Source organism: Streptomyces sp. NPDC018693, assembly GCF_044391385.1.
Taxonomy (GTDB): domain Bacteria; phylum Actinomycetota; class Actinomycetes; order Streptomycetales; family Streptomycetaceae; genus Streptomyces.
In genome coordinates, this window is record NZ_JBIRZZ010000001.1 from 258,721 (window position 1) to 271,250 (window position 12,530).

The 12,530-nt window shown below is 71.8% G+C and carries 10 protein-coding genes; 8 read left to right on the forward strand and 2 right to left on the reverse strand.

The features are described from left to right. Positions 1-105 precede the first annotated feature (105 nt). From ACH5AC_RS01280 to ACH5AC_RS01300, 5 genes are all read left to right on the forward strand, one after another. Complete coding sequence (locus ACH5AC_RS01280; RefSeq protein WP_398859451.1) at positions 106-1,395, forward strand: DUF6716 putative glycosyltransferase; 1,290 nt, start codon at positions 106-108, stop codon at positions 1,393-1,395. Between the two features lie 91 nt (positions 1,396-1,486). Beyond that, positions 1,487-2,686 (forward strand): cytidylyltransferase domain-containing protein, encoded by a 1,200-nt coding sequence (locus ACH5AC_RS01285; protein ID WP_398859452.1) that lies wholly within the window; start codon positions 1,487-1,489, stop codon positions 2,684-2,686. A 13-nt stretch (positions 2,687-2,699) separates the two neighbouring features. After that, positions 2,700-3,638 (forward strand): N-acetylneuraminate synthase family protein, encoded by a 939-nt coding sequence (locus tag ACH5AC_RS01290; RefSeq protein ID WP_398859453.1) that lies wholly within the window; start codon positions 2,700-2,702, stop codon positions 3,636-3,638. Between the two features lie 45 nt (positions 3,639-3,683). Continuing rightward, positions 3,684-4,781 carry a hypothetical protein gene (locus ACH5AC_RS01295; protein ID WP_398859454.1) on the forward strand — a complete coding sequence of 366 codons (1,098 nt, stop codon included), beginning with the start codon at positions 3,684-3,686 and terminating at the stop codon, positions 4,779-4,781. 11 nt (positions 4,782-4,792) lie between these two features. Further along, on the forward strand, positions 4,793-5,413 hold the full coding sequence (locus ACH5AC_RS01300) for a DUF1707 domain-containing protein (protein ID WP_398859455.1): 621 nt from the start codon (positions 4,793-4,795) through the stop codon (positions 5,411-5,413). Positions 5,414-5,459: 46 nt separating this feature from the next. Here the strand turns inward: ACH5AC_RS01300 and ACH5AC_RS01305 are convergent, their stop codons facing one another. Continuing rightward, the gene (locus ACH5AC_RS01305; protein ID WP_398860050.1) at positions 5,460-6,701 is read right to left on the reverse strand and encodes an amidohydrolase; all 1,242 of its coding nucleotides are present in this window, start codon (positions 6,699-6,701) and stop codon (positions 5,460-5,462) included. 368 nt (positions 6,702-7,069) lie between these two features. Next, positions 7,070-8,719 carry a cellulase family glycosylhydrolase gene (locus tag ACH5AC_RS01310; protein ID WP_398859456.1) on the reverse strand — a complete coding sequence of 550 codons (1,650 nt, stop codon included), beginning with the start codon at positions 8,717-8,719 and terminating at the stop codon, positions 7,070-7,072. Between the two features lie 203 nt (positions 8,720-8,922). Here ACH5AC_RS01310 and ACH5AC_RS01315 point away from each other — a divergent pair, with 203 nt between their 5' ends. From ACH5AC_RS01315 to ACH5AC_RS01325, 3 genes are all read left to right on the forward strand, one after another. After that, the gene (locus ACH5AC_RS01315; RefSeq protein ID WP_398859457.1) at positions 8,923-9,813 is read left to right on the forward strand and encodes a hypothetical protein; all 891 of its coding nucleotides are present in this window, start codon (positions 8,923-8,925) and stop codon (positions 9,811-9,813) included. Positions 9,814-9,970: 157 nt separating this feature from the next. Beyond that, the gene (locus tag ACH5AC_RS01320; protein ID WP_398859458.1) at positions 9,971-10,384 is read left to right on the forward strand and encodes a hypothetical protein; all 414 of its coding nucleotides are present in this window, start codon (positions 9,971-9,973) and stop codon (positions 10,382-10,384) included. Positions 10,385-11,342: 958 nt separating this feature from the next. Then, on the forward strand, positions 11,343-12,419 hold the full coding sequence (locus tag ACH5AC_RS01325; RefSeq protein WP_398860051.1) for a BMP family protein: 1,077 nt from the start codon (positions 11,343-11,345) through the stop codon (positions 12,417-12,419). The last annotated feature ends 111 nt before the right edge of the window (positions 12,420-12,530 follow it).

Below are 12,530 nucleotides of genomic sequence, written 5' to 3' on the forward strand. Positions count from 1 at the left end.
GGTCGACTCCGAGGTCGGCCGATTCGGAAATCGGCGAGGTGTTGTTAACTTACTGTTGGCTTGTGGTTGGCGCGCGACTGGATTTCGCTTTCTAACGTCTTCACCGTGCCACCGAGTAATTCGAAGCCCCTGCGGATCGCGGTCCTCGCGGACTCCGACACCCGCTGGAAATGGGGCGCCCTGACCGCCGGCCGCATCGCCCCGGGCGACCCCGCGCTGGACGGGTACCTGTTGCGCGGCCGCGCCACCCCCACCCCACGCCAACTGGCCGAGGTGGGCGTGCGCGCCGACTCGCTGCGTGAGGTCACCGCCGTCGAGTTCCTGCGCGCCATGGGGCAGGAGTCGTACGACATCGTCGTCCTCGCCCTGGTCGGCGGCGGCGTGCAGGCCATGCTGCACGGCCTGCGGCGGACCTGGCAGGGCCGCGAGAAGCGTCCCGTGGTCGTCACCGGCTATGTCGGCGTCGTCTACGAGAAGCTCGCCGACGGCCTGCTGCTCCGGCACGGCGCGGACCTCGTGCTCGCCAACTCCCGTCAGGACGCCGAGCGGTTCCGGGCCGTGTACGAGGGTGTCGGCGCCGACGCCTCCTCGGTGACCGAAGTCGCCCTGCCCTTCCTCGGCGGCGCGCCCCACACCGGCGAGACCGCCCCGTGCACCGTCGTGTTCGCCGCACAGCCCTCCGTGCCGGACACGCGCAGGGACCGTACCTACCTGCTGGAGCGGCTCGTACGGCACGCGCGGCTGCACCCCGAGCGCGAAGTGCTGCTCAAGCTGCGTTCCAAGCCCGGCGAACACACCACCCACATCGAGGAGTTGCCCTACCAGAAGCTGGCGCGGAAGCTCGACCCGCCGCCCAACTTCCGCCTGGTCTACGGCAACATGGGCGAGGTCCTCGACCGCACCGACCTGATGGTCACGGTCAGCTCCACCGCCGCCCTGGAGTCCCTGCACCGCCGTATCCCCACCGTCGTCCTCACCGACCTGGGCATTCGCGAGGCGCTCGGCAACCACCACTTCATCGGCTCCGGGTGCCTGGCCTCCTGGGACCAGCTCGACGCGGGGCACCTGCCGGTGGCCGACGAGGAGTGGGTGGCGCGGCAGGGGGTCGCGGCGCAGGGGGCGTACGACGCGGCCCGCGAGCGCGTCACCAAGCTGCTCGCGGCCCAACTCCCGCCGCTGACCCCGTACTACACGCCGGAGACGGCCCCCGGCTATCTCCCCGGCATCCTCGCCCGCCATCACCTGGCCCCGGACGGCACGCCACTGCCCGGCGCCCCCGCCGCCGACAAGCAGCCGGGCCCGGTCCGCCGGATCGTGCGCAGGGCGGCACGGGGTGCGTACCGCCACGGGGTGCAGCGGGTGGCGCCGGTCATCCGCCGGATGGGGGACCTGTGAACGCCGGGCCAGCGGTCCGACCAAAGGGGCGCGGGGAACTGCGCGACCAGCTACAGCGGCGCCGCACGCGAACGACAACAGGGAGCCCCCAATGACCCGCATCCTCGCCGTGATCCCCGCCCGAGGCGGCTCCAAAGGCGTCCCCGCCAAGAACCTCGCGCCCGTGGGCGGCGTCCCCCTGGTCGCCCGCGCCGTCCGCGAGTGCCTGGCCACCCGCCTCGTCACGGACGTGGTCGTCTCCACCGACGACCAGGCCATCGCCGCCGCCGCCCGCGCGGCCGGCGCCGAGGTCGTGCTGCGCCCCGCCGCCATCGCCGGCGACACCGCGACCTCCGAGGCGGCCGTCCTGCACGCGATGGACACCCACGAGGCGCTGCACGCCGCCGCCGTGGACGTGGTGCTGCTCGTGCAGTGCACCAGCCCGTTCGTGGCCCGCGAGGACATCGACGGGGTGGCCGCCGCGGTCGCCGAGCAGGGCGCCGACACGGCGGTCACGGTGGCCCCCTTCCACGGCTTCGTGTGGCGAACAGCGGACTCGGAGGGCGGCACGGGCGTCAACCACGACAAGGCGTACCGGCCCCGCCGCCAGGACCGCCCCCAGGACTACCTGGAGACCGGCGCCGCCTACGCGATGGACGCCGTCGGCTTCCGCAAGCACGGCCACCGCTTCTTCGGCCGCACGGAACTCGTCCGCACCGACCCCGCCCGCGTCCTGGAGATCGACGACCCGCACGACCTGGCACGGGCCCGAGCCCTGGCCCCCCTCCTCGACGCGGAGTGCCCCCGCGCCCTCCCGACCGCCGCCGACATCGACGCGGTCGTCCTCGACTTCGACGGCACCCAGACCGACGACCGGGTGCTGATCGACTCCGACGGACGGGAGTTCGTCTCCGTGCACCGCGGGGACGGACTCGGCATCGCCGCCCTGCGGCGCAGCGGCCTGAAGCTGCTGATCCTGTCCACGGAACAGAACCCGGTCGTGGCCGCCCGCGCACGGAAGCTGAGGCTCCCCGTGCTGCACGGCATCGACCGCAAGGACCTCGCACTCAAGCAGTGGTGCGAGGAACAGGGCATCGCGCCCGAGCGCGTGCTCTACGTCGGCAACGACGTCAACGACCTCCCGTGCTTCGCCCTCGTGGGCTGGCCCGTGGCCGTCGCGAGCGCACATGACGTCGTACGCGGCGCCGCACGCGCGGTCACCACCCTCCCCGGTGGTGACGGCGCGATCCGAGAGATCGCCGGCTGGATCCTCGGACCCTCTCTCGACTCTCTCGAATCCCCCAGCAAGTAAGGACATCTCCGCCATGAGCACCAACTCCCGCCTCCGCACCTTCGGTTCGCGCGAAGTAGGCCCCGGCAGGCCCGTCTACATCTGCGGCGAGATCGGCATCAACCACAACGGCGAGCTGGAGAACGCCCTCAAGCTCATCGACGCGGCCGCCGAGGCCGGCTGTGACGCCGTCAAGTTCCAGAAGCGCACGCCCGAGATCTGCACCCCGCGCGACCAGTGGGACATCGAGCGCGACACGCCCTGGGGCCGGATGACGTACATCGACTACCGGCACCGCGTCGAGTTCGGCGAGGACGAGTACCGCCGGATCGACGAGTACTGCAAGGAGAAGGGCATCGACTGGTTCGCGTCCCCGTGGGACACCGAGGCAGTCGCCTTCCTGGAGAAGTTCGACCTGCCCGCCCACAAGGTCGCGTCCGCGTCCCTCACCGACGACGAACTCCTGCGCGCCCTGCGCGCGACGGGCCGTACGGTCATCCTCTCCACCGGCATGTCCACCCCGCGCCAGATCCGCCACGCCGTCGAGGTCCTCGGCTCGGACAACATCCTCATGTGCCACGCCACCTCGACCTACCCCGCAAAGGCCGAGGAGCTGAACCTCCGCGTCATCAACACGCTGGAGAAGGAGTACCCGAACGTCCCGATCGGCTACTCCGGCCACGAGACCGGCCTGCAGACCACGCTCGCCGCGGTCGCCCTCGGCGCGGCCTTCGTCGAGCGCCACATCACCCTCGACCGCGCGATGTGGGGCTCCGACCAGGCCGCCTCCGTCGAGCCGCAGGGCCTCACCCGCCTGGTCCGCGACATCCGCACCATCGAGGCGTCCCTCGGTGACGGCGTGAAGAAGGTCTACGACTCCGAGCTGGCCCCCATGAAGAAGCTGCGCCGCGTCGCCGGTGTGGTCGCCGAGGCGGAGATCGCGGCGGCGGCGGGCGAGCCGGTCACGGTCTGAGCCCTCACTGTCAGCAGGTCCTTACGACGGGATGGTCGTACGAGCATGAGCCCCCACGCCGGGACCCACGGCACCCCCCACACCCTCGCCTTCGTCGAGAGCCCGGTACAGCTCCTGAACGTGCTGGAGTGGGCGCACGCCCGGAACCTCCCGCCCGGACAGGAGCCCGGCGCGGGGTTCACCCTCGTCGTGCTGTCCCCGACCGACCCGATGACCCGGGGCCAGCTGCGCCGGATGGCGGAGCTGGCCCGCGAGGAGGGCCACGAGGTGCGCTGGGAGGAGGCCCGCGGCGGCACCGCGGCCCCCTTCCGCACGATCGGCTCCCTGAGCGGGCTGCTGCGCAGGGCGGACCGGGTCGTCATGGGAGACCCGTTCTCCCGCTACGTACAGCTGCTGCTGACGATCACCCGCGCGCCGGAGCTGGTGGTCGTGGACGACGGCACGGCGACGATGGAGTTCGTCGCCCAGCTCGCCCGCGGGGAGCGCCTGGTGCGCTGGCACCGCAAGGGCGGCCGCCCGGGCCCGCGTGACGTCCTGTTCGCCCCGGTGTCCGCGTCCGCGCGCCGCCGCCTGACGCCTCGCGGCGACCGCCAGGTGGAGGTCTTCTCCGCCATGCCGGTCCGGGAGACCCCCGAGGGCGTGCGGGTCACCCGCAACGCCTTCGCCTGGACCCGCGCCCGCTTCGGCCCGCCGCGCGTCACCAAGGGCGCGGACCTGGTGGGCACCTCCCTGGTGGAGACCGGCGTGGTCGACGCCGACGCGTACGTCGAGGCGGTCCGCGCCCTCGCCAGGGCACACGGCGCCACCCGCTACTTCGCCCACCGCCGCGAACGCGCCGACAAACTCCACCGCCTGGCCGTGGAGACCGGTCTGGAGGTGGTCCGCCCCGAACTCCCCCTGGAACTCATCGCCCGGCGTGGCCCCATCGGCGCCACCGTGGTCAGCTTCCCCTCCACCGTCGTCCACACCCTCCCCCTCGCCCTCACCGGCACCGAGGTGCGCATCGCGGTCTGCGACATCGACCCCACCTGGCTCACCGCCCACGCCTCACCCCGCGCCCAGGGCTTCCTGTCCGGCGTCACGGGCACGGCCCGGGATGTGCACCGGCTGGCGGCGGTGTCGGTGGGGTGGTCCGCGTCGTAAGGTACGGGGCCATGGGCATCGAGGAGCCGGGCGGCCGAGCCGAGCGCGATCCGCGTCTGCTGCGTGTCTCGCACGCGGACCGCGACCGGATGGTGGAGATCCTGCGGGACGCGGCGGCCGACGGCCGGCTCGACATCGATGAGCTGGAGGAGCGCGTGGAGCGTGCGCTCACCGCGCGCACCTACGCGGACCTGGAGCCGCTCACCGAGGACCTGCCGGTCACCGCGCCCGCCCCACCGGCCGTCCGCACGGCCGCGCCGACCCCGGTGGACGAGGAGGTCGCGCGGTGGGTCACGGCCGGCCAGCGCCTTCGCCGGGAGGGCGCCTGGGTGGTGCCACGCGTCATCCACCTCGAACTGCACGGCGGCTCGGCGCGACTGGACTACACCCTGGCGCGACTGCCGGAGGGCGGCCGGAGCACCCTCCGGCTCTCGTCGGCCGGCGGCAGCGTGCGCCTCACGGTGCCGCCCGGAATCGCCGTGGACCTGACCGGCATCGCCACCTACGGCGGCCGAATCCGCGACAACGCCTCACGCCACGCGGTGCCGGGGGCCCCGGTGACCCACGTGATCACAGTGACCGGAGAGACACACGGCGGCAGCGTGCGGGTTGAGCCGTCGGGCATGAAATAGCTGGTTCGGGAGGCCCGGACGGGCCCCCTTCGGGCATCCGCCGGGCTCACGCCTCCCGTGTCGCCGCGTCCAGCAGTGCCGCCGCCGTGAAGAGCTCCACGCCGACCGTGATCGCCGACTCGTCCGCGTCGAAGTCGCCCTGGTGGAGGTCGCGGACGGTGCGCTCGCCGGGGGTGCGGACGCCGAGGCGGGCCATGGCGCCGGGGACGCGCTCCAGGTACCAGGAGAAGTCCTCGCCGCCGAGGCTCTGCTCGGTGCCCTCGACGGAGTCCGGGCCGCGGCGGGCGGTCATCGCCTCGTGCAGCAGGTCGGCGACCTGGGGGTCGTTGACGACCGGCGGGACGCCACGGACATAGTTGATCTCCGACTTGGCGCGGTTCAGGTTGGCGACCTCGTCGATCGCGGCGACCACGATGTCCGGTGCCTGCCGCCACGCCTCGATGTCCAGGCAGCGCACGGTGCCGGACAGCTCGGCGTGCTGCGGGATGACGTTCGGCGCGTGGCCGGACTCGATCCGGCCCCAGGTGACCGCGAGGCCGGAGCGGGTGTCGACGCGGCGGGAGACCAGCGCGGGGACGTCGGTGATCACCCGGGCCGCCGCCGTGACCAGGTCGGTCGTCAGGTGCGGGCGGGCCGTGTGGCCGCCGGGGCCGTCGAGGGAGATCTCCAGGCGGTCGCAGGCGGAGGTGATGGCACCGGCCCGCAGCCCGATCCGCCCGGCGTCGACCCGGGGGTCGCAGTGCACGGCGAGGATCCGCCCCACCCCGTCCAGCGCCCCGCACTCGATCGCGTCGGCGGCGCCCCCGGGCAGGACCTCCTCGGCGGGCTGGAAGATCAGCCGGACCGGACGCGGCAGTCGCCCCTCGCGGTGCAGGTCGGCCAGGACCAGGCCGGCGCCGAGCACGACCGTCGTATGCACGTCGTGGCCGCAGGCGTGCGCGCGGTCGGGCACGGTCGACCGGTACGCGCAGTCACTCTTCGTGTCCGGGATGGGCAGCGCGTCGATGTCGGCGCGCAGGGCGAGCACGGGCACGCCGTCTGCCGGGCTTCCGTCGGCGGTGCCGATGTCGCAGATGAGTCCGGTGCCCGTGGTGAGGACGCGCGGCGCGAGGCCCGCCTTCTCCAGGCGCTCCTTGATCGCGGCGGTCGTACGGAACTCCTGGTTGCCGAGCTCGGGATGCATGTGCAAGTCGCGGCGGAACGCGACGAGTTCGGCGCGCAGGGCCTCGGGAAGAGTGCCGGGGAGCAGCGCTTTCCCGGCGGAATCGGCCTCGGACTCTCGGGACATCAGTTGCTTCACCCTCTGAAGGGTAGGACGCCGGGGCGGTCAACTGACCCAGGATCTACAAAACTTCAACCCGATAGGGGAAGAAAAGTTGGCCGCGTGGCGCATGGCTGCAGTCTGGGGTGGGTAAACTCGCCCGTCGTCCGACCGAAGTCGATCATGGGATCACCCCGCTTCTCTCTCCCTCACGGATACCACGCGGCGCCCAGGACACGCCGAGACTGTCCACCTACCGGGACCGAGCCGGTACGCGCCACCTCCGAGCAGCGCCCCGGACACGCACGGTGACAGGCGCGGGGCGCCGGCACACACAACGCCCCGTCCTCCGACCCGCAGGCCGGCAGACGGGGCGTACGGCGGGACGCCGGCGGTCAGCCGGTCGTCGTGCAGGTGCTGCCGTTGAGGGTGAAGGTCGCCGGGGCGGTGTTCGTGGCGCCCTTGCTCGCGATGAAGCCGACGGTGACCGAGCCGCCGGGGGCGATGGTGCGGGTGTAGGAGGCGGGGGTGACGCTCACCGCGCCGCCGGACTGGGTGGCCGTACCGCCCCACATGGTGGAGACGGTCTGGCCGTCGGCGTAGGTGAAGGCCAGCGTCCAGCCGTCCACGGCGGCCGTGCCCGTGTTGTGGACGACGATCTCACCCTGGAAGCCGCCCGGCCACTCGCCGACCGCGCGGTAGCCGACGGCGCAGGATCCGGCGGGCGGACCCGACTCGGTGGTGACGGTGACGGTGGCCGAGCGGGGCGAGCGGTTGCCGGCCGCGTCACGGGCGTAGACGGCGAAGGTGTACGACGTGGCGGGGCTGAGCCCGGTCACGGTGGCCGTGGTGCCGGTGGCGGCGGCGACCCGGGTCTCCGAGGTGCCGTCGACGCGGACGACGTCGTACCCGGTCACGCCAACGTTGTCAGAAGCCGCGCCCCAGGTGAGGGTGGCGGAGCCGGCGGTGACGGCGGACGCGGCCGGGGTGCCCGGGGCGGTCGGCGCCTCGGTGTCGCCGGGGTTGCCGCCGCCGTAGATCGTGGCCTCGCGGGAGGTCTGCGCGATGCCGTTGACGCCGTGGAAGATCCGCTGCCCCCAGGAGCTGAGGTTGTTCGCGTCGAAGCCGATGGCCAGGTCGAGGACCGGGTCGGTGTTGCCGCTCCAGGACCAGGCGAGGTAGCCCAGGTCGAGCCGCTCGGCCTCGGCCATCATGGTGTCCTCGTCGGGGTCGCCCCACTGGTCGGCCGGGCCGCCGAACTCCCCGATGAGGATGGGCAGTCGGGCGGCGACGAAGGCGCTCAGATAGTCGGTGATCTCCTGCGCGGTGTCGAAGACGCTGTACATGTGGATCGAGAAGATCAGGTTGCCGGTGGGGTCGGCGGCGTAGACGGACTGCGCGTTGGCCCGCATGACGCCCTGCCAGTCCTGGCCCCAGTTCGGCGCGTCCACCATCAGCGTGTGCTCGAACCCGGCGGCGCGCAGCTTCTTGACGGCGGCGACGGTGGGCTCGGTCCAGCCCTCGGGGTTGGTGTTGCCCCAGGGCTCGTTGCCGATGTTGATGATGACGTGGTTCTCCTGGCCGGCCAGGACGTCCTTCAGACCGATCCAGTAGTCGGCCGCGTGGTCGAGGGTGCCGGCGGCGGCCTCCTCGCCGTAGCCGGTGGTGTCGTGCACCTCCAGTACGCAGATCAGCCGGTTGGCCTTGCACTGCGCGATGACGTTCGCGACGTCGGCGGGGTCGTTGGCGGCCCAGCGGTGGCCGTCGGCGAGGACGACACGGACGGTGTTGGCGCCGGTGGCCTTGATGTCGGCGAGCGACTGCTGCAGGCGGCTCTGGTACCAGGTGTGGGCGTGGTTCACGCCGCGCATGACGAAGTCGTTCCCGTTGGCCTCCAGCAGCCGGCCATCGCTGATGTGCAGGCCGGTGGCGAGGGTGCCGGGCGACGACCCGGCGGCGTGCGCCGCGCCGGGACTCGCGACGGCCAGGGCGATCAGCGCCAGCAGGCCGACGAGACGGGTCAGCAGGCTTTTCGATGTTCTCACTGCGGCTCCAAAAGTGACTGGTGGGGAGCAGGGGCATGGAGCTGTGCTGTGAAGCGTGCGGTGGGAGCGCTCCCATGAACCCACTTCGTCAAGGGCACGTCAAGACGGTTGACGCGGTCGGGGTCGGGAATCCCCAGAGGACGGGGAGGTGATGCGCCATGGGGGGAACGGCGCGGCGGAGCGGAATCGTCGAGGTGCGGAAGGTGACCTCGTACATACAACTGCTGTGGGGACATTCGTACTCCTACTACCCGGTCGGCCGCGTCGGCGCCGGCAATCTGGGCACTGACGCCGTCCGCGCCACCGACGCCGAGCGCGAGGAGTGGCGGACCGCCGCCGAGCGCCTGCGGGAACGGGTCGCGGAGGCGGAGCGGGCGTGCCGGGCGGTGACCCACCACGGACTGCACCGGTATCTGCCCGGCGCGCGGCGGCGCATGATACGAGCCAAGGAGCGGTTCCGCGCCGAGCTGGCCGCCGCCGAGGGGGAGTACCTGCCGGTACGCCAGGAGATAGAGCGCCGGCTCGCCGCGCACAAGGAGGAGGAACGCCTCGCGCGGGAGACACGCAGATTCCGCTGGGAGGCGGAACAGTTGGAACGCCGACGGAACTTTCGGGAACGCCAGGCCCGGTACCGGGCGATGGCGAAACGCGCCGTATGGGGCTGGGGTGTCGGCGCGGCCGGTACGACGGTCTACATTCACCGGCACGACGTACCCCTCGCGACCCCTCAGCCGCTCGGCCCACGCCGCTCCGAGGCGCCGCTGACCGCCCGGGACCTGGAGACCGACCTGGTCCGCCTCGGCCAGGAGGGCATCCCGCACGCCGAGTGGGACGAGGCGGCCCAGCAGGCGGTGGCCACGGAGTGCTCGGCACCGGACAACCCGGCGTCCTTCGAGGAGTGGTGGTTGAACGTCACGGACCTCACCTGGCGCTCCCCGAAGCGCATCCCACCTCCCCGCCCGCCCCAGCCACCCGGGCGCGGCTCCGGCTCCCAGTACCGCCACGGCCCGTCGGGCAGCGACTACGGCGGTATCGGAGGGGACTTCGGCGGGGGCTACGGGGGGAGCTTCGGGGGGTTCGGCGGGGGCTACTAGCGCCTGATTCCGCCCGTCGGCCACCAGGGAAGCGGACGAGTGGGGTTGGTCAGCGGGGCCGGATCGTCGCGCGTTTGGAACGGCTGCGCGATGACCTGCTCGACCGCGGTGCGCCAGGTGCCGCGGAACTCTCGCAACGATACGAGGCGGTGGCCAGATGTCCGTAGATCTCCTGACGACCAGCTACTACACCGGCGAGCGGCTGGCGGAGATCCGCGGCACCGTCCTGGATGTGTACGCCGACGTGTACGCGGACGACATCGCGACCAACCCGTTCTTCTCGATGGAGCGCTTCGAGGAACGGTTGGAGAGTCATGCGGCTGCCGGTGGGTGGAGCTGCGTCATCGCATCGGTCGGCCATGACGTTGCGGGTTTCACGTACGGATTCACGGCCCGCGATGACAGCGCCACCTTCAAGCTGTGCGAGAACATGCTCCGCGAGCGGTGGCGCAGGCGTGGCATCTCCCGCCTGATGCACGACGAGGGAGAGGCGTGCCGAACTCCTTGTCCGCCGAGAGCGTCCCCGGCTGCGGGCCCTGTACGAGAGCTGGGGGTACGAACACGCGGGTGAGAAGCTGCCCTTCCCGGACTCACCGCTGTACGACGTGATGGTGCTCGACCTGCGATGAGGTCGAGTTTCGGGCGGGGGCTCCGGATGTCGCGGCGGCCCAGCTGTCGGTGCGGCTCCAGGCGGCCGTCGGTGGAAGTTCCCCCACTGGCTGGGCCGACTTCCTCACGTACGCCGCCAAGTGACCGTAGGGGCCGCCCGCTTCTCGGCCAGTGTCGTGCCTCCACGTCCCGCGTCAAGGGCGCTGCGCGCCGCCTTCGGCGATCGGCCTGCGGCCGACCCTTGACCCGGTCCGCTCCAGCACGGGTCGGAAGCGAGCGAACGGCCCGGGGAGGAGCGGGTGGCCGACGGGGGTTGGCCCCTGGGTGGGCTGAGTCGTGAACCGGGTTGGGGGCGCGGTCCCGCCTCGCCTGCGGGCCGGGTGGGCTCAGCGGGCTGAGGTCGGTGGGTGGAGGGGCGGGGTGAAGTGGTGCCGTCCGGCAGGAGGGGATTGGAGCGAATGCCTCAGCGGGCAAGCTGCCGACCTGGTGGTTCGCCTCCTCCGTGCGATACGTACGCTCCAATCACACGCCGCGAGGTGGAAGGGCCACGTCACTCGGCGCTCGGTGGGGCGTCATCTCGTGAGCGCGTTCCTGTGCCGCATGGCATGGCATGGCATGGCCGGTGCCGGGCCGGGTGGCTCGGCTGGCGGCGGCCCCGGCGGACGTGCCCCCCGCCCCTTCCGTCCCCTTTGCCCCCTTGCGACACCCGCCCGTAACCCACACCCCTCGCCCGTGACCCCCCGTCGGCACGAATCGATAACGGCCTCTCGAAACCCCGTTCCCCTCCCCTTCTACGCGCGTTACTGTGCGCCGAAATCGCCACCAAAGGCGGCTGATTGGGGATGCGGGCCGGCGACTGACGACGGTGCCGTGGGGATGAAGGGGTGCTTGCCATGCGTCTGAACTCTCGGAGGACTCCGATATCGCGGGGGACGAGACTCACCCGAGCCGCGGCGGCCGCCGCCGTCGTCGCGCTCGCGGCCGCCGGCTGCGGTGAGTCCAGCTCCAGCTCGAACTCCAGCTCCAGCAGCGCCGACGCCAAGGAGTCCGGCAAGTACTCCGGCAAGGGCATCGGACTGGCGTACGACATCGGCGGTCGCGGCGACCAGTCCTTCAACGACGCCGCCTACGCCGGCTTCCAGAAGGCCGACAAGGAGTTCGGCATCGGCGGCCGGGACGTCGAGCCGCAGGACGGCGAGTCCGACGCGGACAAGGTGCAGCGTCTGACGCAGCTCGCCCAGGCCGGCTACAACCCGGTGATCGGCGTCGGCTTCGCGTACGCGCCGGCCGTCAAGGAGGTCGCCGTCAAGTTCCCGAAGACCACCTTCGGGATCATCGACGACGAGCAGGTCCAGGCCGCGAACGTCGCCGACATGGTCTTCCACGAGGAGCAGGCGTCGTACCTGGCGGGTGTCGCCGCCGCCAAGGCGTCCAAGAAGGGGCACATCGGCTTCATCGGCGGTGTGGACATCCCGCTGATCCACAAGTTCGAGGCCGGTTACGTCCAGGGCGCCAAGTCGGTCAACCCCGGCATCAAGATCGAGTCGCAGTACCTGACCGAGACGCCCCAGGAGGGCGGCTTCTCCAGCCCCGACAAGGGCAAGGCGGGCGCCAGCGGCCAGATCGACGCCGGCGCCGACGTGATCTACCACGCGGCCGGCCTCTCCGGCCAGGGCGTGATCAGCGAGGCCGCCGCCCGCAAGGTGTGGGCGATCGGCGTGGACTCCGACCAGTACAGCCAGAGCTCGCTGGCCGCGTACAAGGACTACATCCTCGGCTCGGCCCTGAAGAACGTCGGCGGCGCGGTGTACGACCTGGCGAAGTCCGTCTACGAGGGCAAGCCGCTGTCCGGCGTGGTCCGCGGCAGCCTCTCCAACGACGGCGTCGGGTTCGCCGACTCCAACCCGAAGTACAAGGCCATGACGGACGTCGTCGAGGCCGTGAACAAGGCCAAGCAGGACATCATCGACGGCAAGGTCACCGTCAACACCGAATGACCGCCTCCCACTCCCATTAGTCAGACTTTTCAGGGCCGGTCTCTAGGCCCTCCGGGCGTCCTACGGCCCATGCGCCCCTTGCTTCCCGCAAGGGGCGCGCTGCTGTCCGTA

Coding starts and splice junctions, on each gene's coding strand:
- ACH5AC_RS01285 (WP_398859452.1), top strand. CDS start 1,487: ATGACCCGCATCCTCGCCGTGATCCCCGCCCGAGGCGGCTCCAAAGGC.
- ACH5AC_RS01290 (WP_398859453.1), top strand. CDS start 2,700: ATGAGCACCAACTCCCGCCTCCGCACCTTCGGTTCGCGCGAAGTAGGC.
- ACH5AC_RS01295 (WP_398859454.1), top strand. CDS start 3,684: ATGAGCCCCCACGCCGGGACCCACGGCACCCCCCACACCCTCGCCTTC.
- ACH5AC_RS01305 (WP_398860050.1), bottom strand. CDS start 6,701: ATGTCCCGAGAGTCCGAGGCCGATTCCGCCGGGAAAGCGCTGCTCCCC.
- ACH5AC_RS01300 (WP_398859455.1), top strand. CDS start 4,793: ATGGGCATCGAGGAGCCGGGCGGCCGAGCCGAGCGCGATCCGCGTCTG.
- ACH5AC_RS01320 (WP_398859458.1), top strand. CDS start 9,971: ATGTCCGTAGATCTCCTGACGACCAGCTACTACACCGGCGAGCGGCTG.